This is a genomic window from Rhodopila sp. (assembly GCF_035548235.1).
In the GTDB taxonomy this organism is placed as follows: Bacteria; Pseudomonadota; Alphaproteobacteria; order Acetobacterales; family Acetobacteraceae; genus Rhodopila.
The window spans coordinates 1-25,728 of the sequence record NZ_DASZTJ010000085.1; the positions used below are offsets into that span (position 1 = coordinate 1).

Below are 25,728 nucleotides of genomic sequence, written 5' to 3' on the forward strand. Positions count from 1 at the left end.
CCGGCCAGTCCTTGTCTTGTGGATCGGAGGCAGCGATGCCACCACATCGGCATGGACGGCACAATCGCCCATTTCACATTGCCGTTCCGGCAAGGGCGGATCGCCGGTTCGGGTATCGTCGCCGGTGGTTTCGCCCCGAGCTTCCCCGGTCAAGCGCGTCCCCCGGTCAAGCCGGGCCGTGACGGGTGGCTCCGGGTGAAAACGACAACCGCATCGGCCGTGGATCGGCGGACAGGCGACCGGCCCGCTTCCCCGCTGCCGTTATCCCGATCCGTCGGGCGCCTCAGGCCCTCGCTTTCAACTCCTTGCTGATCTCCTCGGCCAGCCCTGGATTGGCGCGGCGGATCTGGCTCGCCCGCAAGGTCGCACCCAGATTGCCGGACGGGTGCATTTCCCATGCCTCCAGGAACAGCAGATCCGCTTCCAGCCTCGCATTGGTGGCGTCGCCCAGCACCTTACGCACGGCCTCGGTGTAAGGGGGTTTCCGTGTCCTGATATCGGCCGCAGACAACATTTGCGTTTCCCAAAGTTACTATTGCACCGCACAAAGCCTTTGCTGTCCCTTCTCAGGAACAGGGCAAAAGGGACTTGAGAGTCCTTTGTGACGGGCGAGATTGAATTAGTACTCGCCTCGGTGATTCTCCACCCGCCCTTCGTGAAAAAGCGGTGAACACTGCATACGATACGCCGAGGTCGAAATGACACAGAAATCTTACTGAAATATTAACAACGCCGTACATTTTTCCGCGCAGCGGATAGAATCTGGAATGGGCCATGAAAAATGGGGCCATGACATGGCATGGCCCCCCGTTCCGTCGTGCCGGTCCAGTCGTCCCGGCCCAGTGTCCAGTAGCGGTAGTGCCCAGTACCGGTAGTGCCCAGTAGCGGTAATGCTCAGTAGCGGTACAGCTCGTGCTTGAACGGCCCCTGCGGCGCGATGCCCAGGTACTCGGCCTGCTTGGCCGTCAGGTGGGTCAGCCTGGCGCCGACTTTCGCCAGGTGGAACGCCGCCACCTTCTCATCCAGGTGCTTGGGCAAGGTGTAGACCGTGGTCGTCTCGTATTTGCCGGCCGGCGCGTTGAACAATTCGATCTGGGCCAGGACCTGGTTGCTGAAGCTGGCGCTCATGACGAAGCTGGGGTGGCCGGTGGCGTTGCCCAGGTTCACCAGGCGGCCTTCGGACAGCACGATCAGCCTTTTGCCGTCGGGGAAGATGACCTCATCGACCTGCGGCTTCACGTTCTCCCACTTGTAGTTGCGCAGCGCGTCGATCTGGATCTCGGAATCGAAGTGGCCGATGTTGCAGACAATCGCGCGATGTTTCATCGCCCGCATGTGATCGATGGTGATCACGTCCACGTTGCCGGTGGCGGTGACGAAGATGTCGCCGATCGGCGCGGCGTCTTCCATGGTGACGACCTGGTAGCCTTCCATGGCGGCCTGCAGGGCGCAGATCGGGTCGACCTCGGTCACCATCACGCGGCAGCCGGCGTTGCGCAGCGATGCGGCCGATCCCTTGCCCACGTCGCCGAACCCGTTCACCACCGCGACCTTGCCGGCCATCATCACATCGGTGCCGCGACGGATGCCGTCGACCAGCGATTCACGGCAGCCATACAGGTTGTCGAACTTCGACTTGGTCACGCTGTCGTTCACGTTGATCGCCGGGGTCAGCAGCTTGCCGGCCTTGGCCATGTCCCACAGCCGGTGAACGCCGGTGGTCGTCTCTTCCGAGATGCCTTTCACGTCCTTCAGCATCCCGGGGTATTTCTGGTGCATCAGCAGCGTCAGGTCGCCGCCGTCGTCCAGGATCATGTTCGGCGTCCAGCCATCCGGCCCTTTGATGGTCTGCTCGATGCACCACCAGAACTCCTCCTCGTTCATGCCCTTCCAGGCGAAGACGGGGATGTTCGCGGCGGCGATGCCGGCTGCGGCGTGGTCCTGGGTCGAGAAGATGTTGCACGACGACCAGCGCACCGTGGCGCCGAGCGTGGTCAGCGTCTCGATCAGAACGGCCGTCTGGATGGTCATGTGCAGGCAGCCCGCGATCCGCGCGCCCTTCAACGGCTTCGTCTTGCCATATTCCGCTCGGATGGCCATCAGGCCGGGCATTTCGTCCTCGGCCATGGCGATTTCCTTGCGGCCCCACTCGGCGAGCGAGAGGTCCTTCACCTTGAAATCGGTAAACGCGTCGGGCATGCAAACGGCTCCTGAATGGGTCGTGGCGTCATATAAAGATATCTGCATATTTGCAAGGGATCGGTTGCGGATGCTTTTTCCTGTAGGAAGCTTTTGCCAGGCCATGTGCCGATGGAGGGCCTGATTTTCGACACAGATGCGCTCAGATGAACGCAGATGAACACAGATTCCGGGGAAGATTGGCATGCAGCGTCGCGGTTTCCCTGCCTGGGACCAGCAGGCACGCCAGCAGATCGGGCAAATCTGCATTCATCCGGGTTCATCGCCTCAAAATCCGCGTCAGATTGCCTTGCAGTCGATCCCTCGACAGCCACCCATGGCGCACGGTCGATAGGCGGAATACGCCGACATCCATCCAACTGAGCCCGCACGCTGAGCCCCCACTCTGAGCCCGCACGGGCGGCGTCGACTGCGCCGGGACGCTGCCCGGCATCACACCGGGATCAGCTTGACCCGCTTGCCGTCCACCCCCAGTGCGATGCCGCCGTGCTTCAGCCGCAGCGCGTCCTCTCCGAACACCTCCCGCCGCCAACCGTGCAACGCAGGGACATCCGTGGCGTCGTCGGACGCCAGCCGGTCGATGTCCTCCGACGTCGCCAGCAGCCTCGGCGCGACATGATGGATCTCGCACTTCGCCGCCAGCAGCACTTTCAGCAATGCCACCAGCGCGCCCGACGGCCGGTCGCGGTCCCGCCCATGCGGCGCCGCCGGAAGCTGGGAATCCGGCAACGCTCGGGCGGCGGCGATTGCCTGCAGCAGCGCATTTCCGGTGCGGCCTTCGGCGAAGCCTCGCGTGACGCCCCGGACACGCGCCAGCGCCTCGGCGTCGGCCGGCGCGGTGGCAGCGATCTCCAGCAGCGCCTCGTCCTTCAGCAGCCGCTGGCGCGGGATGTTGACGCGCTGCGCCTCCCGCTCCCGCCAGGCGGCGATGACCTTCAAGATATATAACAGGCGGCGGTTGTTGGTCCGGGGGCGCAGGCGTTCCCATACCGTGTCCGGATCCGTGCGGTACGTCTCGGGGTTGGCGAGCGTCGCCATCTCCTCGGCGACCCAGGATAGCCGGCCCTCCTGCTCCAGCCGCGCCTTCAGTCGTTCATAGGCGGCGCGCAGATGGGTGACGTCGGCGGCGGCATAGTCGATCTGCGCGGCGGAGAGCGGCCGGGCGGACCAGTCGCTGAACCGGTGCGCCTTGTCGATGACGCCCCCGGTCAGGCTGGAGATCAGGGCGTCGTAGCCGACCTGGTCGCCGAAGCCCGCGACCATCGCCGCGACCTGGGTGTCGAACAGCGGCCGCGGCACGTCGCCGAAGCGCTGCACGAAGATCTCGATATCCTGGCGTGCCGCGTGGAACACCTTGGTGACCTGCTGGTCCGCCAGCAGCGCGCCCAGCGGCGCCAGGTCGATGCCATCCGCCTGCGCGTCGATCACCGCGACCTCCTGCGCACCGGCGATCTGGACCAGGCACAGCTCCGGCCAATAGGTCCGTTCCCGCATGAATTCGGTATCGACGGTGATGAAATGTTCGCTGCGCATCCGGGCGCAGAAGGTGTCGAGATCTTGCGTCGTCCGGATCAGGACCGGTGGCGGGAAGTCCGAGCGGGAGGGTCTTGCCATGCGACGCTTCTACACCGAAGCAGGAAAACGCCAACAGGGCGTATGATATGCTATGGTTGCCGGGACCCGCCGCCGCTGAGGTTTTGTCCCTTGGGTCTTTGCCTCTTGGGCTTTTGCCGGCCGTCCGACCGCGCTATCCATCGCTCAGCCAATTCGGAGGAAACCGCACCATGCGCGCCTGGGCCGTCGTCGAAAACGGAAAGCCGCTGAAGGAAATCGAGCTGCCGACCCCGGAGCCCCAGGGGACGGAGGTGCTGCTGGAGGTCACCCATTGCGGCGTGTGCCACTCCGACCTGCATATCTGGGAAGGCTATTACGACATCGGCGGCGGCCAGAAGATGTCTCTGCTCGATCGCGGCGTGACCCTGCCGCTGGCCATGGGGCACGAGATCGTGGGCCGCGTCGTCAAGCTGGGTCCCGAGGCCAAGGGCGTGAAGGTCGGCGACCTGCGCATCGTCTTTCCCTGGCTGGGCTGCGGCAAGTGCGACAAATGCCTGAACGAGGAAGACAACATGTGCGCCGTCGCGGCGCGGTCCCTGGGCGTGTACCAGAACGGCGGCTATGGCAGCCATGTCGTGGCGCCGCATCCCCGCCACCTGGTCGATCCCGGCACGCTGGATCCGGCGATCGCCGCGACCTATGCCTGTTCGGGGATCACCGTCTATTCGGCGATCAAGAAGTGCATGCCGCTCGCCCCCACCCAGCCGATCGTGCTGGTCGGCGCCGGCGGCCTCGGCCTGAACGCCATCGCGGTGCTGCGGGCGTTGAAGCACCAGAACATCATCACCGTCGACGTGTCCGAGGAGAAGCGGCAGGCCGCGCTGAAGGCAGGCGCGACCAAGGTGGTCGACGGCAACGGCGACGGACCGACCGTCAGCAAGCGCATCATCGACGCGGCCGGCGGCCCGGTCCCCGCCGTCGTCGACCTCGTGAACGGCACCGCCACCGCCCGCTTCGCCTTCGGCGCCCTGGGCAAGGGCGGCAAGCTGGTGCAGGTCGGGCTGTTCGGCGGCGAGCTCATGCTGCCGCTGCCGATCATGGCGATCCGCGCACTGACGGTTCAGGGCAGCTATGTCGGCAACCCCAAGGAATTGCGGGAGCTGGTGAAGCTGGCCCAGGACGGCGAACTGCCCGCCCTGCCCGTCCAGACCGTCCCGCAGTCCCAGGCCTATGACGCGCTGATGCGCCTGCGCGACGGCAAGGTGACCGGGCGGCTGATCCTGAAAGCCGAGGCCGCATAATGGCCGCGGCCCCCCAGGCGGGCACCCCGCGCGCGGTGGTCGTCAAGCGGCGTCCGGCCGGCGAGCCGACGCCGGAGGACTTTGAGGTCCGCGACATCCCGATGCCGGTCGCCGAACCGGGATCGGTGGTGACCCGCACGATCTGGCTGTCGATCGATCCCTATATGCGCGGCCGGCTGCGGGAGGAGCAGACCTACGCCGTCGCCGTGCAGGTCGGGGAGGTCATGACCGGGGAGACCGTCGGCGTCGTCATCGACAGCAAGCACCCCGGTTTCGCCCCCGGCGACATCGCCCTCGGCGCTCGGGGTTGGGCCACCCACCTGGCGACGCCGGGTGAGCGGCTGGTGAAGCTGACGCCGGACGCAGCGCCGCTGTCGGCCTATCTGGGCATCCTGGGCATGCCGGGCACGACCGCCTTCGCCGGCGTGACCGAGATCTGCAAGCCGCAGGCGGGCGAGACCTTCGTGGTGTCGGCCGCCTCGGGCGCCGTCGGGTCCGTGGCCGGGCAGCTTGCCAAGCGCGCCGGCGCCACGGTGGTCGGGATCGCCGGCGGGCCGGACAAGTGCCTGTGGGTGCAGGAGAACCTGGGCTTCGACGCCTGCGTCGACCACCGGTCGCTGGACCTGCGGCGGGAGTTGGAGGCCGCGTGCCCGAAAGGGATCGACTGCTATTTCGAGAATGTCGGCGGGGCGGTCCAGGCGGCGGTGTTCGACCTGCTCAATCCCTTCGCCCGCGTGGCGATGTGCGGGATGGTGTCGCAGTATAACGACAAGACCTTCCCGCCCGGCCCGAACCTGGGCTTCGTCGTCGGCAAGCGGGTGCTGATCCAGGGCTTCATCGTCACCGACACGCCGCAGCGCTTCACCGACTGGCGCGCGATGGCGGAGCCGCTGGTGGCCGACGGCACGCTGGTCTACCGCGAGGACGTGATCGAAGGCCTGGAGAACGCACCCGAGGCGCTGACGGGGATTTTGACCGGGCGGAACTTCGGCAAGCTGCTGGTGCGGGTGTCGCACGGGGGGTGAACCCATGGACGGCCGCGTCACGGACGGCCGCGTCATGGGGGCGGCCGCGGTTGTCTTGCGGTCGCACAGCGGTTCGCTCGGGGCTTCGCCCAGGACTTCGAACGTCGCCACATGGCAGTGCAGCATCCTCGCTACGCCCTGCCGCATGACAAAGCAGGCCCATATCAGCCGTCGGGCAATGCAGCGCGGAAATATGCCTGGTGCGCTTTGAGGTTGGGGTCGTAGCCGCTTCCGTTGCGCGCATCGTTCCGTGCCCAGTCCAGCAGCCGCTTCGGTGTATCGGGCCGTCCGAACGGCATGGCGCGTTGCAGATCGAAATGAAACAGATAGATCATCCATAACGTCGCGAGAGGCGCTTGCGCTGACGGGCTTTTGGCGATCGTGGCAGCGAAGAGCGGCGGTAGAGGCAGCATGCGTGCCGTGGCCTTGGAAATCGGCTGGCCGCAGAGGTGCCGCAGTTCCGGTAGGTCATCCGCCACCTCTGGATCGTCCAGCGGAACGCCGTTGATGCTGCGGAGCATGAAATCCGACAGCTCGCCGTGGCATGACAGGGTCATCGCAACCTCGCGTTGCTCCTTGCCGTCCCTGGCGCGCTCGATCCCGTAAGGGAGCGCGGAAATCACGCTGGCCAGCATCAGGGCCAACACGGGCCAGCCGACTCGGTTGCCGCGATCTACGAGCCGAAGTGCAAGGACTGCGATGCCTACGGCGAATGGCGTAACGAGTGCCGCCGCGTGGAACCTGGCAAGCATCCAAGGCAGACCGAAGTGATACCGACCGGCCGTGAACATGCCTGCCGCCAATATGGCGTACGAGATGAGGCAGAAGGCGATCCGGTCGCTGGCCAGCATTTGCCGCGGAGGCCTGATAACGAATGCCGCAGCGATCGCAAGAAGAACCCCGCCCGAAATGAGCAGAACGGCGGGCGACCGCGACCCGAAGAGTGATCCGAACAATTCGACCAGATAACCCGCGAGCGGCAAGACCCCGGCACTGACGTTCACCGCGTCCATTGCAGGACCGTGGCCAAAGCGCTTGTGAATGCTGAAAAGAACGACCGCAATGAACAGGGCGGCAAAGCCGGCCGCCCCAATGATTCGATCCTTTAACGGTCTGGGCAATAACAGACTGTGTAACGCGGCGGTGAGAGACAGCAGGCTGCCTTGCGCAAAGCAGAAAGCGCCAACGATCGCGCCCGGCATCGCCACGACCGGCGCGCGGAATCGTTCGATCGCCACCGCGCCGGCAATAAGCAGGAAGGTCACCAAGAGCCACCCCGTATCGGCCGCTTTCAGCAGCGAGTCGGTTTGGATCGGATGGAAAAGCAGTATCACCATCAATGGCCAGACGGCACACCGGAGAAAGCCGGTTTTGAGGTCGCGCGATACGCGATGAGCAAGCAACAAAGCCGCCGCCAACATCAAAACGTAGTTGGTGATCGTTAGCGAATCGATACCAACCCCAAATAAACTCATGAGGCCGATACCAAGACCGATCTCCACCGCCATCGGGTGGGGACCTTGATGCAGGAACAGAATTTGGGCCGGGTCGGAGTGTTGGTCAAAAATGAGCCGGTACCAAGTGAGGTAAATATAGTCTTCTGCTAACGGCCAATTGAAAAAATTAATGTAATAGAATACCGCAATGGCCCCGGCGGTCACTGAGGTAAGAATAACGACGGTGACCGTCTCAATGCGGATGCGGTGTCTGCTAGGCACTTTCTGACTCATGCGCCACTGTCAAGGTGGGCTCGGAAATGGAGACCATCTCCCACCCCTGGTGTCAACCTGCCAAACGATGGCCGGAGAACCACGTTCAACCAGCCGGTTCTGAACCGGGAGCGGCGGACGCTCGGCATCGGGGCGTGCAAGCAAGGGTGAACTGCCGAATCTGCCAAACCCGGGCCGCCGAGGTGTTTGACGACCGAAGCGAATCCGGTCCATGCTTCGGGTCCAAGCTCACCACAACGTACACTCTCCGAAAAGAAGTTAAGGGCCAGCGATGGTGAGGGACGTCATCAAGCGAATTGCCTTGAAGGTGCCCGCACTGCAGCGCATCGTCCATCAACGCGACGAAGCTTGGCGCGACCTTGAGGACTCGCTGCAGCGGAATAGGGAGCTTGAAGCCCGCATCGCCGAATGGCGCACGCGCCTGCTGCCGTTTCCCGATCAAGAGGCGGAGATACCTGAGTGGTACCTTCCCCCGGGTGCGCATGTCGCGGCCGCTCCGCAACGCTATACTGACAACTATGCCACCTATCTGGCGCAAGGCGGGATCATGCGCCACGAAGACGTCGCAGGCTTTGTCCGGATGAATGCATACCTCGCGTTCGATAGAACGCGCTTTTATTTCCTCTCCCTGGTTGCCGATCTCGTTGCTAAGGACAAACTATCGGGAGCATTTGCCGAACTTGGCGTTGACAAGGGCAATTCCGCGAGTGTGCTGGCGCAGGCAGCGCGGCGGCTCAACAAGGCCATCTTTCTGCTCGACACGTACGAGGGTTTCTCCGACCGTGACCTGAGCGCTGAACAATTGAAATATCAAGGAGCCTTTAGTGATACCTCGCTTGGACTGGTCAAGCAGAATGTGTCTGGAGAACACGTTCACTACGTGGTGGGTTATTTCCCTGAGTCCGCAGAACAACTGCCCAAGGACCAGCGCTACTGCCTAGTGCACCTGGATTGCGACCTATACAAACCATTCAACAGTGCCCTCAATTATTTCTGGCCGCGTCTTGTCCCTGGAGGATTCTTGATCATGCATGACTACACGAGCCTACATTGGGAAGGCGTGCAGCATGCAGTCGATGAGTTCTTCGCCGACAAGCCGGAGTCCATCATCGCGGTCCCTGACATGGCCGGCACCGTCGCGGTCAGAAAGAGCAAGTGATCCGTGGGGACGCCGGCAGAACCATCACGGAACGCTCCTGTCGTGCCGAACACGGCATTCATGACGCCTGCTGCCGCTTCTGAAGGTGTCACTACCTAGGCTGCCCTCTCCAGATCAGTGAGTCCGATGAAATTGGCGGGCGACGGCGCGAAGCAGCTTAGTCATTCGCCAGGAGGTAGATCGCTCCATGGCATCGACCTTCGCCTGCATCCAGGCGGATTGTTCCGCCGCCTCTCGGACGCGCTGGTCCGCGGCCTTGACCTGCAGCCGGATCATTGCGGACTCCATCTGCGTTGCCGTCACGAGTGCCTGCAATTGCTGCACCTCGGAGCGAAGCCTGGCAATTTGCTCAGCGGCAGCGCGTTTTGCCTCGTCTGCCGCATCGAGGTCTGCCTTGCAGGAGCGCAAATGACTGAACGCGTCATCCAGCCGTTCAAGCGACGTCTGCGCTTCGTGAAACCCTTCCAGCCAATGACGCCCACCAGTTGCCGCCGCGGCACTCGGTTCCAGGATCTCACTCAGGTATTGCGGTTTGTTCAGCATGCCTAGGACGAGGTCATCCGCAGTATCGATCTGAACCAGGATCTCGCAATCACGCACCGGAACCGTAGCTATTCGTCCATCCTTGGCAGGAAAGCCAATTAACGCAGCCTCTTTCGCTGCGCCGAAAATATTGAGTGGATTATTAAGGAAATTGGACTGATTGAACGCATTCACAACATGAAGGCGCGCGACATAGCCGAGGTTCCGCAGCGCCTGGAGGCTACGTAGACCTGCTTCGACGGAATTGCATTCAGCGTAGATTATTGGACCACAGCGCCGAAGGGTCTCTGCTGCGCCGTCAATGACTGCGGATTCCATGCCTTCCACGTCAATTTTGATGAGATCGCAACGTGTCAGTTGCAGAGAATCCAAGGTAATGCAGGGGACCCGGATCGAGTCATCCTCGCCTGACCCGGCTCCTTCAATCAAACTCGTGCTGCCAAAGCTGCCCTCTCGAGCGATTTCGATGCCGTGGGCCTGTATGCTGCCTTTGTGATTGCTGACCGCGACGTTCTCCAACCTCACGTGCTTTTTTTCGTTGGATTCGAGGTTGTCGCGCAGCACTTGAAAGCTCCGCGGCTGTGCCTCGAACGCGATCACGGAACCGCCTTCGCCAACGAAATCGGCGAAGGCTAGCGCATGCGTACCGATATAGGCACCGACGTCGAGCACGGTGGACCCTGGCACGATGAACTGACGCATGAATGTCAGCTCGTTTGCCGCCCATTCGCCGTATGTCTCCAACGAACGCGAAATCGCTCCGGTGTCGTTGGCGAAGTAGGTGATGCGGCCGAAGCCGGTGCTCACCGATTTCAGAAATTGAGGATCGCCCAATTCGAGATTCCTCGAGGTTATCGTCCCCGTACCAGGGTCGCTAGGGTCCTAAGCGGGCGGGTTATGCGCCATGAGGTGGAATCGCGCATCGCATCGAGACGTCGTCGCAATTCGTCCAACTCCGCACCTACCTCGTTGCGCGCCTGGATCGCCTGATGAGCTGCCTGCAGGCGGAGCGCTTCCACCACCTGCAAGGCACCACGGTCCTTCTCGAGCTGGCATAGCAGCAACGACGAAACGGCCTCCATCGTGTTCCTGCCATTCGCCAGCCCCAAAGCTTCACGTACCAAGGCGACTGCGTCGCGTGTCTGTTCCAGGTAGAACCGGCCCAGCTTGCCATCCGGCTCGATATATGTCCCCTCACACCACTCATTCCAGGAGTGCAGGAACACCAATCGCTCTTCGGGGGCATGATTGAGACACGCATCCAGCAATGCCCGCATCAGCCATAACTTGTAGGCGTCCCCGCCACCGTTAATCTGCACCATCGCCTGGGTCCCATATCGCGCGGTGTTGTCCCAGGGTGCCATGACGGTGCGGAAGCGCCGGTGTGCCGGGGCGGGGCGGCCCATGTGAAAGCGGGCGAATTTTGCATAATCGACAATCCGACCTGCAAAATCCGGGACCAGATCGAGGTCGGACGTATCATCCACAAAACTGCTGCTAGGCACCAAATTGGACGGGATCTCGTAACTAGCGTCGAAACCGATATCGCCTGGACGGTACGGGCTTTCCGGCCAGTCGTCCACGGTCACAAGGAACAAGTCCGTGAAACCGTGCCGACCGATCTCGGTTCGCCAAGTGTCTACGGTCCGCCGGATATCGGGAAACAAATGCGGTTTGTAGACCATCATGACCGGACGGCCGCGGATCGTCACATAGCGGCGATCCTGGAACAACGGCACCAGTTCCCGCAATGCCAGCAAGTCGTCTTCGTATGAGTGTTGCTGGGCAACAATCACCTCCCGGTCACCGCCGTCCCATCGTCGGGTCCAGTTTTCATTCGCCCACAGACAGAGAAACGGCGCATCGATCCCTGACTTTACGAAATTCTCAATCGGCCGGTAGAGAAGCTTTCGCCCCTGGAAGTAGTAGTAATAGAAGCAAAAACCGTCGATGCCGTGCTGCTGGGCAAGGCTGATCTGCTGGTGCAGAACCTCTTCGGCTCGCAGGTCATAGAACCCCAGCTCGCCGGGAATCCTTGGCTGGTAATGCGTCCGGAACAGCGGTTTCGCTTTGATGACATTGTTCCATTCAGTGAAACCCATCCCGTGCGCCCAGTTGTTTTCGGGAATCGGGTGGAACTGGGGCAGGTAGAAGGCGAGAAGCCGGGGCGGAACCACCGTCGACTCTCCCATTCCGCGTTCGCCGGCGAATTGGCCGGTTGCTTGGGGCGCTATCCGCGCTGCCTCGAAAATACGCTGGTCTTCCGGCCGGAGCAGTGCATCAAGGGTTTTGCTGCCATTTTCAACAGGGGATGTTTTCCATGCCGCATCTGCCGCCGGGAACGAGCCCGGCATGTCCCGCACGCCCTCGTCTCGAGGCATGCCTTGTTGGACCCAATGGTCAACCGGATGCTGCGGTTCCGCTTCCAATTCAGGGTGGCTAAGCACATAGAAGCCGACGTCAAGCTGGCCGGACAGAAGGATTTTCTGGCTTTGCGTCTCGCGTGGCGGGAGCCAGCCTTGCGGACGAGCTTTACTCGGCGCCGGAACGCGGCCCTCGGCTGCGGCCAAGACGTAGCGGACGGCCTCGGCAACCTCATTTCGACCGAGTTCGGCCGCCGGTCCATTGAGGTTGCGCACAAGCTTCACCTGCGGCGACGAACCTGCGTAAAAGCCGGTGTAAGGACAATATTGCCGGAAATGGATTAAGCGACCGAGCAGCACCACGCCGGGTACCTGGAGCGCATTCGCAAAATGCGCCGGGCCGCTGTCGATGCCAATGAAGAGGCCGGCACGGCGGATCACTTCAGCCGTTTGCAGGAGTGGTAGACGGTTCGTGAGATCAATCGAGTCGCGGATCGGCGGCAGCATATCCTCCGGCGCGCCGGCACCCACTTCGACGATGGTCAGCCCAAGTTCTTCCCGGATGATCTTCGCCAGCCACTCCCACCCTTCTGCCGTCCAGTCTTTCAGCGGATCATTTGACTTCCGGTGTACAACACAGAACCTCGCCGGCAAGCCCAGCGCGTCCACGGCTTCGCGATGTTCGGTGCCAAGATAGATACGGGGCTGGGCGGAGAGCCGAGGCAGCCCTGCCCCTACCGAGAATGCTTCCAGTAGCGGCCCGTAATCGAACCAGTTGAAGGCAGTGACGAACGGCTTGCCCCCTCGCTTCACAAGAGGGACGTAGCAGTGCGGGCACACCCGATAGTTGACATGCAGATCGACAAGCTGGTCGTAGGTGGTATGACTGGTGAGCCGAATCCAATCCGTCAAGCAATCGACCGTTATAGTCTCGTCAATGTACGGATTCGTATCTATCAACTCGCGATAGGCCGGCATAACCACCCACGCGATGTGTGCGTCGGGTGCGTTGAACCGCAAATAGCGTGCTACTGGTTCGCAGGCGACGATGTCGCCAAAGTGCTCGATCAGCCCAACGAGAATGCGACGCCCAGACAAGACGGGAGGCGTTAGGAGGCTAACGTTGTCCATCAGGCGGTCCGAGAGTCACGGGACGGACGTCGAAGCCAGGCAGCTTGACTTGCAATCGCCGATTCGCAGTGCAAGGTGGAGATATTCGAGCCAGCGAACAAGCGAGGCGCATTCGCTCCGGCCAGATGTCGAGTCATCAACGAAATCCTGTTTAATGTCTCGCCAAAGATACCAAGACCGTTGCACGGGTCCAAGGTGGCGACAGCTTTGGCCACGGCAGCATGTCCGCAACGAAGGCCGCATAAGGATCGCTTCCCTGTTGAGATCCGCCGCGAGTTGAAGTGACCCGAAGTCACGGCAACAGCAGTCAGACTCGGTACGGACCTGGAACTCCGGGGGGAAGCTTGACTGCAGCCAGTCGATTCGGCATGACACGATGTCAACGCCCGCGGGCTCCCACTCCGCCTCGGCTTGGACGTGGCGCAGGCAGTCCTCCGGAGGAGCAGTCGAAGTCTACTGATGGCAATCCTTCCAAGGAGGATCGTTTGCGCTGCATGTGTCTTGGAATGACATCGTGATCGTATTTGCCCTACTCCAAATAAAAGACGTTGCTATCGGCGTGGCCGCGCCGTTCCCTCCGCAGGCCGCGCCGGATGGCAATCTATGATGTTGTACCCGGTGGGGGAAGGCTGGTCAGCGCCCCGTCCGTCCGCAAATAACGGTTAACGTTACGGCTCGGCTGGGTCGGGCCATGATCCGCGCAGGCGCGCTACCGCCCCAGCAGCACACAATGTTCCGGCAGGAACATGATCGACACCGCCGCCCCCTCCGCGATCATCTCCGTCGGCGGCCGCCGGACCAGCAACTGCCCGGCCGGCCAGTCGATCACGTATTGGACGAAATCGCCGTGGAACATCCGCCGGTGTACCGTGCCGGTCGCAACATTGGCATCCCCCGCCGCCGCCGATGGCTCCGTCTGCAACGACACATGCGACGATCGCAGCGCCAATATCGTTTCGCTTCCGGTCACGCTTCGCGGCGTCGCGACGCGCAGGACCTGGCCGCCCCGCGTCTCGAACACCGACACCGGTCCGGTCTGGCGCACCGTCCCCTCGATCAGGTTCGCCGCCCCGACGAAATCCGCGACGAACAGGCTGGCGGGGCGGTTGTACAGCACCTCCGGCGCGTCGATCTGCTCGATCCGCCCTTGGTTCATCACGATCACATGGTCCGAGATCGCCAGCGCCTCTTCCTGGTCATGCGTCACATAGACCGAGGTGATCTCCAGCCGCTGCTGCAGTTCCCGCAGCTCTACCCGCATCTCGGTACGCAGCTTGGCATCGAGGTTGGACAGCGGCTCGTCGAACAGCAGCACCGAGGGCGAAAAGGCGATCGCCCGAGCGACGGCGACGCGCTGCTGCTGGCCGCCGGACAGTTTCGAGGCCGGACGGTCCCCGAACGCGCTCATCTGCACGAGGTCGAGCGCGCGCTTGACGTTGCTGTCGATTTCCGCCCGCGGCCGGCGGCGGACCTTCAGGCCATAGGCGACGTTCTCGGCCACCGTCATGTGCGGCCAGATCGCATAGGACTGGAAGACCATCGACAGCCCGCGCCGCTCCGCCGGGACGTTGATGCGCCGCGCGGAATCGAACACCGTGTCGCCGTTCAGCCGGATCACGCCCGTTGTCGGGTCCTCCAGCCCCGCGATGGCGCGCAGCGTCGTCGTTTTCCCGCAGCCTGACGGGCCGAGGAGCGTCGCCAGCTCGCCCTGCTGGATCGAGAACGCGACCCGGTCGACCGCCACCGCATCGCCATAGGCGACGCAGAGACCGTCGATCTCGATGCTGGGCGTGCCGCTCATGCGTCGGTCCGCACGAAGGTCCGGGCGACGCCGAACAGGACGATGACCGCGATGAAGATCGTGGCCGTCAGCAGCATGGCCATCGCCGCCGAGAGTTCGCTGCTGGCCGACAGCCAGGCGTTGATGATAGCAGGTGAAATCACTTTCGATTGTGGTCCCATCAGGAAGATCGAAGCCCCCAGCTCCCGGATCGAGGCGATGAAGATCAGCAGCCAGGCGGCGGCGATGCCGGGGCGCAGCAATGGCAGCGAGACGGTGCGCATCCGGTGCATCCAGCCGGCGCCGCAGACGCAGGCGCATTCCTCCAGCGACCGGTCGACCTGCAGCACGACGCCGGCCAGGGTGCGCAGGCCCAGGGGCAGGAACACGGTGAAATAGGCGATCCCCAGCAGCCACAGCGTGCCGTAGATCGGGATCGGGATGTTGATCCAGGCCCAGAGCAGGCCGAGGCCGAACACCAGCCGAGGCACCGCCTGCGGGAACATCAGCACATATTCGATCGCGGTGCGGCCCGGCAGGCGGGAGCGGTAGATGATCCAGGTCAGCACCCCCATCACCAGCACGCCGATCGTCGCGACCGAAACGCCCAGGATCATGCTGTTGACGAACGCCGATCCCAGCGTGCCGGTGGCCAGCGCGGTGCGGTAGTTGTCCAGCGTGAAGATGCTCTGGGCCAGGATGACGGTGGCGAACTTCTGGAACGACGTCATCAGCAGCGCGCCGATCGGCAGGATGACGGCCACCAGCAGATAGGCCATGACGACGGCCAGGCACAGCCAGCGCCCCGCGCCGACATTCACCGGCCGGGGCCGGAACGCCTTGCCGGTGATCGTTGCGTATGTGCCTTTCCGCATGATCAGGCGCGCGATCGTCAGCGTGACCGTCATCGCCAGGAACAGCGACAGGCCCAGGGCCGCGGCGGTGCCGTAATCCGGCGGGAAGGACTGGGTGGATTCCCAGATCGCCGTCGTGATGACATAGAAGCGGCCGGGAATCCCCAGCACGAAGGCGGCGGCGAAGGCGCCCAGCATCTCGGCGAAGACGAAGACGATGGCCGACAGCACGCCCGGCGCGACCAGCGGCAGGGTGATCCCGAACGCGGTCCGCAGCTTGCTGCCGCCCAACACGCGCGCGCTTTCTTCCAGCGAGGGATCCATCGACTTCATCGCTGCCGAGATCATCACGAACGCGACGGTCCCCTCGAACAGGGCCATCACCCAGGCGATGCCCAGCGGCGAGTAGATGTTGAACAGGTCGCCGGTTGCCCCGGTCAGGTGCCAGACCTGGTTCAGCAACCCGGTCTTCGGCCCCGCCAGCACGCCCCAAGCCATCGCGCCGACCAGCGGGGTCATGTAATAGGGCAGTTCCATCAGCCGCTCGAACCGCCCGCCGCCGGGGACGTTGGTGCGGGTCAGGATCCAGGCCAGGACGAAGCCGAACACCACCGCCATCGCCGTGGCGGCGACGGATACGTACAGCGTGTTCAGGATGATCGGCACATCGTCCTTGAGCCGGGCGAAGTTCGACAGGCTGATGATTTCAGGCGGAAACACCCCGGGATCGCCGACATTCAGCGATTCCGAGATGATGAAGACCAGCGGATACAGCACCAGTGCCGCGCAGGGCAGCAGCACCAGCACCATCAGCGCAGTCGATCCGCGCATCGATCAGGGCACGCCGGAGACGTGCGCCCATTGCCGCTGATACGGCGTGGTCGTGGCCAGGAAGTCCTGCCAGTCGGAGGGGTACAGCAGCTTCATCTCGCCGGTGGACTTGCCGCCGGGCGGCGGCGCGGCGTCGGGCCGCGGTGAACTCAGATAGGCGACCTTGTCATAGGCGGTTTGACCCGGCGCGGACAAAAGCCAGTCCATGAACAGTTTCGCCGCCTCGGGATGCGGGGTATCGGCGACGACGCCCCAGACGCCGGGGGTCACCGTCACGCCCTCGGTCGGAAAGACGAAGCCGACCGGCGCGCCCTTGGCCTTGAACTGCAGATACGCCGAGTATTGCCCGGTATGGGCGATCGAATCCTGGCCGCTGACCAATCGGTCGAACTGCTGCACATAGGAATCGAACACGCGCGGCTTCAGTTCGGCGAACTTGTTCCAATAGTCGTCGCCGTAGAGCTTCTTCAGTTCATACCAGGTGACGTGCTCCAGCCCCGATGCGGCGACCTTGGCGCTGATCACCCCTGCCCATTTCTTGTCGAGCGCGTCTTTCCAGGATTTCGGCGCATCCTCGGGCTTCACCAGGTTGGGATTGTAGGCGATGCCCGCGATGATCAACGAGCCCCAGGTCCAGTACCCTTCCGGCTGGCTTTTGAAATCCGGCTTGTAGGCGGCCATTTCAGGGGAAACGTAATGGACCCAGCCTTTCCGCTTCTGGAAGTCCAGCGCATAGCCGACATCGGTCAGTTGCAGTACGTCGACCTGGTAGGTCTGCGCCCGCCGCTCCGTCATCAGCTTCTGGTACAGCGCACCCGTCTGCAGACGGATGAAACTGGTTTTGATCTTTGGGAACGCCGCGTGAAACTGGTCCAGCAAGGCGGCGGTATTCGATTCCGGATCGGGCGAGTAGATGACCACCGCCCCCTCCTGCTCCGCCTTCGCGACGTCCGCGCAGGTCTTGAACCCTTGCATCTGCACCGGTTTGGCACACATGCCTTCCTCAGCCCAGGCATGAGGGCTGCCAAACAGGAACGCGCCCAAGGCAAAGAGGCCCGAGGCGATCATCCACCGACGGTTCATCAACGTCTCTCCCACCCGATGTTTTTTTCAACGCTACAGGCGGGGGATGCGATCCGGCAAGAGTGCCCCTGTCAGGCGTGGGTCACTTCCTCCTCTTCCTCGATCTGCAGCGCATCGTTGAAGCGGTTGAAGAAGCCGCACAACGTCGTGCGCAATGTCAATTCGACGATCTGCGCCTCGGAGAAATGCGCCCTCAGCCGGTCGAACATCCGCTCGGGGATGCGCTGCGGGTTCTCCCACGCGATCTTCGCATAGGCGACGACCAGCCGGTCGACCTCGTCCAGTTCCGGATTGTCGTCGTCCAACAGACGGTCGACGCCCTCGGGCGACAGGCCCTCGACGGTCAGGAAGGGTTTGTGGTGCGCGACGCAGTAGTGACATTCGTTGAGCTTCGACACGACGACGATCGCGATTTCCAGATACCGCTTCGGCAGCGTCTTGGCTTCCCGCAGTTCCATCAGCATGGACATCAGATGCCGCAGCGCGGCGGGCACGTGCGCGAACACGGCGACCTGGTTGCGGAACGGGCCATAGGCGCCGGCGAAGCGTTCATAGATGTCCGCCAGGTCAGGCGGCAATTCGCTGGAAGGGATGCTGCGGACGCGGGCCATAGGGCTCTCCTGGCGGGTTTGCGACACGATGCACGATCAGGATGCCGGACGCCATTCTCGGGAAGATGATGACCGGCCACCTTCCCGCTTCGGTTCGTTCCATGACAGGGTGCGCCATGCTCCGCTTGCCGCGTATCGCACCCCCGCGCCTGGCCTTGTTCGTGTCCGCGCTGCTGCTGCCCGCCGCCGGGTACGCGCAGACCGCGCTGCAGCCGCCGGTCTCGCCGGCCTGCGTCTCGTCCCCCTTCGGCCCCCGGGTCCTGCCGAACCGCCCCCTGGCGGGCACTTTCCACCCCGGCGTCGACCTCCCCGCCCCGCTCGGCGCCCCCGTGCGCGCCGTCGCGCCCGGAACGCTGATCCGTGTGCAGCGGCGCGGCGTGGGCGGGCTGGAGATGCTGGTGCAGCACGACGGCTTCATCGGCGTCTACAGCCATCTCGGCCTGATCGCCCCGCCGATCCTGGAGGGCCGCCGAACCATCGCCGCCGGCGAGAAGCTGGGCACGGTCGGGCGCAGCGGCCTGACCTATGGGCCGCATCTCTATTTCGGCATGCTCGTCAACGACCGGCCGGTGGACCCTGCCCGCTTCATCGCGATCACACCCTGTGCCGGCGGCGGCACCCCGATCCGGGATGCCAAGATCCCGCCGTCACGGGCGTACGGGACGAGGACGCACCTCGCGCTGGCGCCGACCGCGCGCTGACGCCTACGCCGATCCGGCCACGTACGCGGTCAGGCTTTCGACCGTCGCCTCCTGCTGCATGATGCGCGCCTTGACGACATCGCCGATGCTGATCAGCCCCACCAACGTATCGTGATCGACCACCGGCAGGTGCCGGAACCGCCCCGCGGTCATCATGCGCATCGCCTCGACGACCGTGGTGTCGGGATGCGCGATCTGCACGGCCCGCGTCATCAACTGGCCGGCCGTCATGTCGATCGTCCGCGTCCCGTTCGCCGCAAGGCAGCGGACGATGTCGCGCTCGCTGACGATGCCCAGCATCTGCTCCGCCTCATCGAGGACCAGGACGGCACCGATACGATTATCCGACAGGATCGCGGAAACGTCGCTGATACGCGCGTCGGGACTGACCGTCAGGACATTGTAGCCTTTGTGTTTCAATATCGCGGCAACCGTGGACATGGTTCGCTCCTCCCGCCATTGCGGGCTGCGCCGCGCCCCAGCGCCGAGCGGGCTGTTTTCAAGCGGACAGCGCGGCTGTACCCGATGAAGGGAGGCAGCATGCGCCCGCGGAAATGAAAAATGCAAATTTCATACGTGCAGTGCAGCATTTTTCCCGGCGAGACGGCAACGCCGCCTCGCCGGGGTTCCCGTCGTCACCACAGGGTGCTGCCGGCCATCAGTCCCGCGATCAGCAGCACGACGAATATGACGATGGCGATGAAGAACAGGATGCGCGCGATATCGGCCGATGCGGCAGCGATGCCGCCGAAGCCGAAAATCGCCGCGACAATCGAAACGACCAGAAAGAAAAGAGCGAGACGCAACATGGCAATATCCCCTGCGATTGAGTCAGGTGGCCGGTATCTGGGATTTCCGTGTCGTTACGCCCATTCAAAGACAAGTGACGGGAAAACCGGTCACGCCGGGTTGAATGGCGCCGAACGTGCCATCGCCGCGGCCGGCGATCGCATCGTCCCTTGCCATGGCCGGCGCAAGGGTGACCGCGGCACGCGCCGCCGCCAACACCCGTCCCATTGACGGCCCTCCGCTCGGCGATGCTAGTTTTCCCTGGGGAACGAACGTCCGTCACCGCTCGCAGGAGTACGGTCATGTCGACGACCCCCACGCTCAAGCGCCGAACGATGCTGGCCTCCGGCCTGTCCACCCTCGCCCTGCCATCGATCGTTCGTGCCGCCGGCGAGACCACGTTGAAATTCGTGCCGCAGATCGACCTCGCGTTCCTCGATCCCCATTGGACCACCGCGAACGTTACCCGAGGCCATGCCTACATGGTCTTCGATACGCTCTACGGCCAGGACGGCACCTTCACCCCCTCGCCGCAGATGCTCGAAGGCCATGTCGTCGAGAATGACGGCAAGCTGTGGAAGCTGACGCTGCGCTCCGGCCTGCTGTGGCATGACGGGACCCCGGTGCTGGCCCGCGACTGCGTCGCCAGCATCCGCCGCTGGGCCGCGCGCGACGCCTATGGCGGGGCGCTGATGGCGGTGACGGACGAATTGTCGGCGCCCGACGACAAGACAATCCAGTTCCGGCTGCACAAGCCGTTCCCGCTGCTGCCGTACGCGCTCAGCAAGCCGACGACGCCGTCGCCGGTGATGATGCCGGAACGCCTGGCGAAGACCGACCCGTTCAAGCAGGTGACCGAAATGGTCGGCAGCGGCCCGTTCCGCTATGTCGCCAGCGAGCGCGTCCCGGGTGCGACCAACGTCTATGAGCGGTTCGACAAGTACAAGCCGCGCGAAGGCGGCAAGCCGGACTGGACCGCCGGTCCCAAGGTCGTGCATTTCGATCGGGTCGAATGGACAACGATCGTGGATGCCGCCACCAAGGCGGCGGCACTGAAAAGCGGCGAGCAGGACTGGTGGGAAAACCCGACCCAGGACCTGCTGCCGCTGCTGAAGGCGGACCGGAACATCCGCGTCGTCACCATCAACCCGACCGGCAACGTCAACATGATGCGGCCCAACCACCTGCAGCCGCCCTTCGACAAGCCCGAGGTGCTGCAGGCGCTGTTCTATGCCATCGACCAGGCGGCGTTCATGGAGGCGATCGTCGGCACCGACCCCTCGCTCTACACCGTGCCGCACGGCTTCTTCTGCCCCGGCACCCCGATGGCGAGCACGGTCGGGCTGGAGCCGCTGATGGGACCGCGCGACTACGGCAAGACCAAGGAACTGCTGAAGAAGGCGGGCTATTCGGGCGAGAAGGTCGTGATGATCGTCGCCACCGACTATGCCCAGTTCAAGGCGATCGGCGACGTCGCGGCCGACATGATGGGCAAGGTCGGCATGAACGTCGATTACGTCGCGACCGACTGGGGCACCATGCTGCAGCGCCGCAACAACAAGGGCCCGATCGACAAGGGCGGCTGGAACTGTTTCTTCACCGGGTGGGAGGGGCTGGACCACATGAACCCCTCCAACCACTACGCGATCCGCGGCGACGGCGACAAACCCTCGGCTTGGCCCGGCTGGTGCATCAGCCAGAAACTGGAGGACTACCGCAACGCCTGGTTCGACGCCCCGAACGAGGCGGCGCAGAAGAAGATCTGCGTCGACATGCAGCTTCAGTGCATGGTCGACGTGCCGAGCATCCCGCTGGGCCGCTTCTTCCAGCCGACGGCGTATCGGACGAGCATCACCGGGGTGCTGAACGGGTTCGCGACGTTCTGGAACGTGCGGCCGGCGTAAGGGACTTTTTTTTCATGGCCGGGAGAGGGCCCGGCCATGACGAGGAAGGGGGTTGGAAGCTCCCCCTACTCCGCCGCCGCCAACTGCGGCACCGACGTCGCCAACTGCGTCTGCACCAACTCTGCGAACCGCCCGTCCTTGGCCAGCAGGCCTTGGAAGTTGCCCTGTTCGACGATCCGGCCGTCGTCGAACACCAGGATCTCGTCGGCGTCCTTCACCGTCGACAGCCGGTGGGCGATGATGAACGTGGTCCGCCCGGCCATCAGGGTCTTCAGCGCCTTGCTGACCCGTGCCTCGGTGGCCGCGTCCAGGGCGCTGGTGGCTTCGTCCAGGATCAGGATCGGCGGGTTCTTCAGCAGCGCCCGCGCGATCGCCAGGCGCTGGCGCTGGCCGCCCGACAGCGTCGTGCCGCGTTCGCCGATCATCGTGTCATAGCCATGCGGCTGGCGGACGATGAACTCGTGGGCGTCGGCCATGCGGCAGGCCTGCTCGATCTCCTCGTCCGTCGCGTTCGGGCGGCCGACCAGCAGGTTGTCGCGGATGGTGCGATTGAACAGCAGGCTCTCCTGGAACACCACGCCGATATTGCTGCGCAGGCTGTCCAGCGTCACGTCGCGCAGGTCCTGGCCGTCGACGGTGATGCGTCCCTGGGTCGGGTCCCACAGGCGCTGCAGCAGCGACATGGCGGTCGACTTCCCCGCGCCGGTATGGCCCACCACCGCCACGGACGTGCCGGGTTTCGCGGTGAAGGTCAGGTCGGACAGCACCGTCGCGCCGGTGTTCGGGTAGGCGAAGGACACGGCTTCGAACTTCACCTCGCCGCGCGGCGCCCACAGCGTGCGGGCGTTCTCCTTCTCGGGGACGTTGCTGCGGGCATCGAGGATGCGGAAGAAATCCTCCAGCGCCGGCAGCTTGAAGAACAGGGAGGACACGAACGACGCCGCCGTCTCCAGCCGGCCGATCAGCAGCATGGCGAAGCCCATGAAGCTCACGATCTCGCCGACGCTCGCCAGGCCGTTGACATGCAGCCAGGTGCCGACCAGCACGATGGTGATCACGGCGATCGTGGAAGACGCGCGCGTCATCACGTTGACCAGCGCCCACCAGTTCAGCACCGGGAACTGGTGGCGGATGAGTTGGGCGGCGATGTCGCTGAACAGCTTGCCCTCGGCCGACAGGCGGGTGAAGGACTGCACGACCATCACGTTGGTCAGCGCGTCCTGCGCCGTGCCGGCCAGGGAGGAGTTCAGGCCCTCCACCTGGCGCTGCGCCGTCTCGGTCTTCTGCACGACGATCGCGGTGAAGACCAGGAAGACGGCGACCAGGGCGATCAGCACGATCGCGAGGCGCCAGTTCAGGAACAGGGTCAGCGGCAGCAGGACCGCGGCCGACAGGATGGTGGACAACTGGTCGCGGAAGAACACCAGCCAGGTGCCGAACAGCCCGTCGGTGCCGGACAGCATGGCCTTGATCAGCCGGCCGGAATGCGTGTCGCCATGGAAAGACAGGGGCAGCGCCAGCACGTGCTGGAAGTACCGGCCCATGGACTTGATGCGGTGCCGGTGCGCCAGACGTTCCGTCTGCAACGACACCGAAATGTTGCCCAATATGCCGCCGATGCCGACCGCGACCCAGATGCCCAGCAGGATGGCGCCCTGATGCCAAAGCTCGCTGCGGCCGAGCTTGTCGGATTCCGAGAGCAGGTTGACCACGCGCCCGAACAGCACGGGATCCAGGAACTGGAGGCCGGCAACGATGAGGTTCGCAAAAGCCAGGAACCCGGCGATCCGCAGGTCGCGGCCCAGCAGGCCGATCACCCGGGCATAAGTCCTCAGAAAGCGCATCAGGCTATCTCCGCGCGGAGGGAGGAGGTCCGCTTCGCAACGCAGCATGCCGACAGGATGTGGCATGAAATGGGCGAAAACCGGATCGGGATCATGGCTCGCGAAAGGGTGAAGCCCTGCCTCGCGCGGCCTTGTTGCCAGGCCAACGAGCGCCGGCGTTTCCGGTCGGGCGCTCGGGCCGGCTGACGAAGCGGTTGTCAACCAGTCAGTTGGCGCAGGTTTTTAAGGCGATACATGCGGATGAGCGCAGAGTCTCCGCGATCGGCCAAGCACTCCACGCAGAGACCAAAGCGACCGGGGTCCCCATTCCGGCCGATCCGGAATCTGTGTGTGCATCTGCGTCCATCCGTGCGCATCTGTGTCAAAAACCCTGCTCTCAGCCGGCACTCCCCTGACCAAAGGCTACGATCCCAACCCGAACAGCCCCACGGTCATCCAAGCCGGTCTGGCCCACGGAATCCAAACGGCGCAGGATCATGGTTGGTCACGATCACCGTCGGCCGGCCATTGCCCTACGCCGATGCGTCTCAGGAGCCCCCGCCATGCCGGACCACGTCCCGCCGCTCTCCATCGCCAGCGCCCGCACCCTCTTTCCCGGCGCCGAGAAAGGCCCCTATTTCGACACCGCCGCCCGGGGCCTCCTGTATTCCGGCGCGCGCACCGCGATCGATGCGATCCTGGACGCGCAGGAAGACGGGACGCTCGACAAGAAACGGGCGTTCGATACGATCGAGTCGACGCGGTCGCTGTTCGCGGCGCTGATCAGATGCCACGCGGATGAGGTTGCCTATACGCGCAACATTACCGACGGCATCGCGGCCTTCGCCGCCTCGCTGCCCTGGAAACCGGGCGATGCCGTCGTCGTCTGCGACACGCTGGAGCACCCGGCCAATCTTTTCCCCTGGTACGGCCTGCGGGACCGCTTCGGCGTCACCGTCAGGACGGTCGCGCAGCAGGACGGGATGATCCCTCTCGATCGCCTGATCGGCGCCATCGACGAACGGACCCGGGCGGTGAGCGTCTCGACGGTATCGTTCGCCCCGGGATTCCGGTTTCCCGTCGCCGACCTGGGGCGCCACTGCCGCGCGCGGGGCGTGCTGCTGGCGGTCGATGCGGCGCAGTCGATCGGCATCGTCGATACCGATGTGGAGGCGTGGCAGGTCGACGCCCTGTCCGCCTCGGGACAGAAAGGGCTGATGTCGCTGTACGGCATCGGCTTCCTCTATGTCCGCCGCGCGGTGGCCGAAGGCCTGGCGCCGGTCTACGTGTCGCGTTTCGGCGTCGATGTGGGCGACGGCCACGAAGCCGAGTCCGGCGACCTTGCCGCTTACCGCCTCGCCCCCGGCGCGCGGCGGTTCGATGTCGGGAACTACAACTACACCGCCGCCGCCGCGGCCGGGGCGTCGATCCGCCTGCTGCTCGACCTTGGTCCCCGCCAGGTCGAGGAGCACGTGATGGCGCTGGCGCATCGCTTCGCGGTGCGGATGACGGAGATCGGCCTGCCGGTGTTCGGCGGCGTGTCGAACGCGCATGCCAGCCATATCGTGACGGTCGGCAAGGCCCTGGGATCGGCGCATGATTCGACGGGCGATGCCGACATGGCCGGCCTTTACGACCACCTGACCGCCAACGGCGTGCGGCTGGGCGTACGCCGCGACCTGCTGCGGTTTTCGTTCCACATATATAACAACGACGCCGATATCGACCGCGTCGTCGACCTCTGCCAGGCCTGGATGCGCCGATAAGGTTTCAACCGTCGGGTTGACTCAGGGTGGCCAACAGCGGCAATCCGCGCCCCACGGACGTCCGGAGGGGTATCGTGGATCATCTTCATCTGTCACCCGCTGTGCGGTTCGGCGGCAGTGCGCCGGACCAGGCGGAAGGGCCGTGCGCATGAGCGGACCCTGGCTGGCGCTCAGTGCGATGGGATCCTTCTTCGCCGGCGGCCGCATGACGGAAACGACGGGCGCCGCGCTCGAGGAACACGTCCTGGCCGTGAACGGCGTACCCGTGCGGATCGACCCCAACGGCACGACGGTCGTCGGGCAGATGTATGTACAGTACGCGATACCGGCGGAAACCGGCGGCCGGCCGCCCCTGCTGTTCTGGCACGGCGGGTCGCTGACGGGCGCGACCTGGGAAACCACCCCGGATGGACGCGAGGGCTGGTACACATGGTTCCTGCGCCACGGCTGGCCCTGCTGCAACGTCGATGCGGTCGAGCGGGGACGGTCCGGATGGGCGCCGCGCTCGAGGAACACGTCCTGGCCGTGAACGGCGTACCCGTGCGGATCGACCCCAACGGCACGACGGTCGTCGGGCAGAT

General features: G+C 64.1%; 20 protein-coding genes. 7 read left to right on the plus strand and 13 right to left on the minus strand.

Features of this window, described 5'->3' with window-relative positions; all coding sequences use genetic code 11:
- Window positions 1-283 precede the first annotated feature (283 nt).
- The 3 genes from VHB27_RS06905 to rnd all read right to left on the minus strand — a co-directional run bounded on the left by VHB27_RS06905 (window position 284) and on the right by rnd (window position 3,813).
- A complete protein-coding gene (locus VHB27_RS06905; protein ID WP_325598579.1) occupies window positions 284-514 on the minus strand; it encodes a hypothetical protein in 231 nt (76 codons plus the stop codon).
- Window positions 515-894: 380 nt separating this feature from the next.
- On the minus strand, window positions 895-2,199 hold the full coding sequence (gene ahcY, locus VHB27_RS06910; RefSeq protein WP_325598581.1) for an adenosylhomocysteinase: 1,305 nt from the start codon (window positions 2,197-2,199) through the stop codon (window positions 895-897).
- 432 nt (window positions 2,200-2,631) lie between these two features.
- Window positions 2,632-3,813, minus strand: coding sequence for a ribonuclease D (gene rnd, locus VHB27_RS06915; RefSeq protein WP_325598583.1), 1,182 nt, complete (start codon window positions 3,811-3,813; stop codon window positions 2,632-2,634).
- Between the two features lie 170 nt (window positions 3,814-3,983).
- On the opposite strand from rnd, the gene VHB27_RS06920 reads away from it, so the two are divergent.
- Window positions 3,984-5,054, plus strand: coding sequence for an alcohol dehydrogenase (locus tag VHB27_RS06920; RefSeq protein WP_325598585.1), 1,071 nt, complete (start codon window positions 3,984-3,986; stop codon window positions 5,052-5,054).
- A complete protein-coding gene (locus VHB27_RS06925) occupies window positions 5,054-6,079 on the plus strand; it encodes an NADP-dependent oxidoreductase (RefSeq protein ID WP_325598587.1) in 1,026 nt (341 codons plus the stop codon). The genes VHB27_RS06920 and VHB27_RS06925 overlap by 1 nt, the downstream gene beginning before the upstream one ends.
- Window positions 6,080-6,243: 164 nt before the next feature.
- On the opposite strand, the gene VHB27_RS06930 is transcribed toward VHB27_RS06925, so the two are convergent.
- Complete coding sequence (locus VHB27_RS06930) at window positions 6,244-7,809, minus strand: hypothetical protein (protein ID WP_325598589.1); 1,566 nt, start codon at window positions 7,807-7,809, stop codon at window positions 6,244-6,246.
- Window positions 7,810-8,080: 271 nt separating this feature from the next.
- Here VHB27_RS06930 and VHB27_RS06935 point away from each other — a divergent pair, with 271 nt between their 5' ends.
- Window positions 8,081-8,968 (plus strand): class I SAM-dependent methyltransferase, encoded by an 888-nt coding sequence (locus VHB27_RS06935; protein WP_325598591.1) that lies wholly within the window; start codon window positions 8,081-8,083, stop codon window positions 8,966-8,968.
- Between the two features lie 114 nt (window positions 8,969-9,082).
- On the opposite strand, the gene VHB27_RS06940 is transcribed toward VHB27_RS06935, so the two are convergent.
- The 6 genes from VHB27_RS06940 to VHB27_RS06965 form a co-directional block, all read right to left on the minus strand.
- Window positions 9,083-10,345 (minus strand): FkbM family methyltransferase, encoded by a 1,263-nt coding sequence (locus VHB27_RS06940; RefSeq protein ID WP_325598593.1) that lies wholly within the window; start codon window positions 10,343-10,345, stop codon window positions 9,083-9,085.
- Between the two features lie 17 nt (window positions 10,346-10,362).
- Window positions 10,363-13,005 (minus strand): glycoside hydrolase family 99-like domain-containing protein, encoded by a 2,643-nt coding sequence (locus VHB27_RS06945; RefSeq protein ID WP_325598595.1) that lies wholly within the window; start codon window positions 13,003-13,005, stop codon window positions 10,363-10,365.
- Window positions 13,006-13,714: 709 nt separating this feature from the next.
- Window positions 13,715-14,806, minus strand: coding sequence for an ABC transporter ATP-binding protein (locus tag VHB27_RS06950; RefSeq protein WP_325598597.1), 1,092 nt, complete (start codon window positions 14,804-14,806; stop codon window positions 13,715-13,717).
- A complete protein-coding gene (locus VHB27_RS06955) occupies window positions 14,803-16,470 on the minus strand; it encodes an ABC transporter permease (protein ID WP_325598599.1) in 1,668 nt (555 codons plus the stop codon). The genes VHB27_RS06950 and VHB27_RS06955 overlap by 4 nt, the downstream gene beginning before the upstream one ends.
- 3 nt (window positions 16,471-16,473) lie before the next feature.
- Entirely contained in the window at window positions 16,474-17,553 is a 1,080-nt protein-coding gene (locus VHB27_RS06960; protein WP_325598601.1) for an ABC transporter substrate-binding protein, read from the minus strand.
- Between the two features lie 71 nt (window positions 17,554-17,624).
- Complete coding sequence (locus tag VHB27_RS06965) at window positions 17,625-18,164, minus strand: carboxymuconolactone decarboxylase family protein (protein WP_325598603.1); 540 nt, start codon at window positions 18,162-18,164, stop codon at window positions 17,625-17,627.
- A 116-nt stretch (window positions 18,165-18,280) separates the two neighbouring features.
- Between VHB27_RS06965 and VHB27_RS06970 the strand changes: the two genes are divergently transcribed.
- The gene (locus tag VHB27_RS06970; RefSeq protein ID WP_325598605.1) at window positions 18,281-18,865 is read left to right on the plus strand and encodes a M23 family metallopeptidase; all 585 of its coding nucleotides are present in this window, start codon (window positions 18,281-18,283) and stop codon (window positions 18,863-18,865) included.
- Window positions 18,866-18,868: 3 nt separating this feature from the next.
- Here VHB27_RS06970 and VHB27_RS06975 read toward each other — a convergent pair whose 3' ends face one another.
- Both VHB27_RS06975 and VHB27_RS06980 read right to left on the minus strand, forming a co-directional pair.
- Complete coding sequence (locus VHB27_RS06975; RefSeq protein ID WP_325598607.1) at window positions 18,869-19,306, minus strand: CBS domain-containing protein; 438 nt, start codon at window positions 19,304-19,306, stop codon at window positions 18,869-18,871.
- A 194-nt stretch (window positions 19,307-19,500) separates the two neighbouring features.
- Window positions 19,501-19,674: a DUF1328 domain-containing protein gene (locus VHB27_RS06980; RefSeq protein ID WP_325598609.1), complete on the minus strand. Its 174-nt coding sequence runs from the start codon at window positions 19,672-19,674 to the stop codon at window positions 19,501-19,503.
- Window positions 19,675-19,956: 282 nt separating this feature from the next.
- On the opposite strand from VHB27_RS06980, the gene VHB27_RS06985 reads away from it, so the two are divergent.
- A complete protein-coding gene (locus tag VHB27_RS06985; protein ID WP_325598611.1) occupies window positions 19,957-21,558 on the plus strand; it encodes an ABC transporter substrate-binding protein in 1,602 nt (533 codons plus the stop codon).
- 65 nt (window positions 21,559-21,623) lie between these two features.
- Here the strand turns inward: VHB27_RS06985 and VHB27_RS06990 are convergent, their stop codons facing one another.
- Window positions 21,624-23,402, minus strand: coding sequence for a glucan ABC transporter ATP-binding protein/ permease (locus VHB27_RS06990; RefSeq protein ID WP_325598613.1), 1,779 nt, complete (start codon window positions 23,400-23,402; stop codon window positions 21,624-21,626).
- A gap of 542 nt (window positions 23,403-23,944) precedes the next feature.
- Between VHB27_RS06990 and VHB27_RS06995 the strand changes: the two genes are divergently transcribed.
- Together VHB27_RS06995 and VHB27_RS07000 are read left to right on the plus strand one after the other, a co-directional pair.
- Entirely contained in the window at window positions 23,945-25,147 is a 1,203-nt protein-coding gene (locus tag VHB27_RS06995; protein ID WP_325598615.1) for an aminotransferase class V-fold PLP-dependent enzyme, read from the plus strand.
- Between the two features lie 148 nt (window positions 25,148-25,295).
- The gene (locus tag VHB27_RS07000; RefSeq protein ID WP_325598617.1) at window positions 25,296-25,676 is read left to right on the plus strand and encodes a hypothetical protein; all 381 of its coding nucleotides are present in this window, start codon (window positions 25,296-25,298) and stop codon (window positions 25,674-25,676) included.
- The last annotated feature ends 52 nt before the right edge of the window (window positions 25,677-25,728 follow it).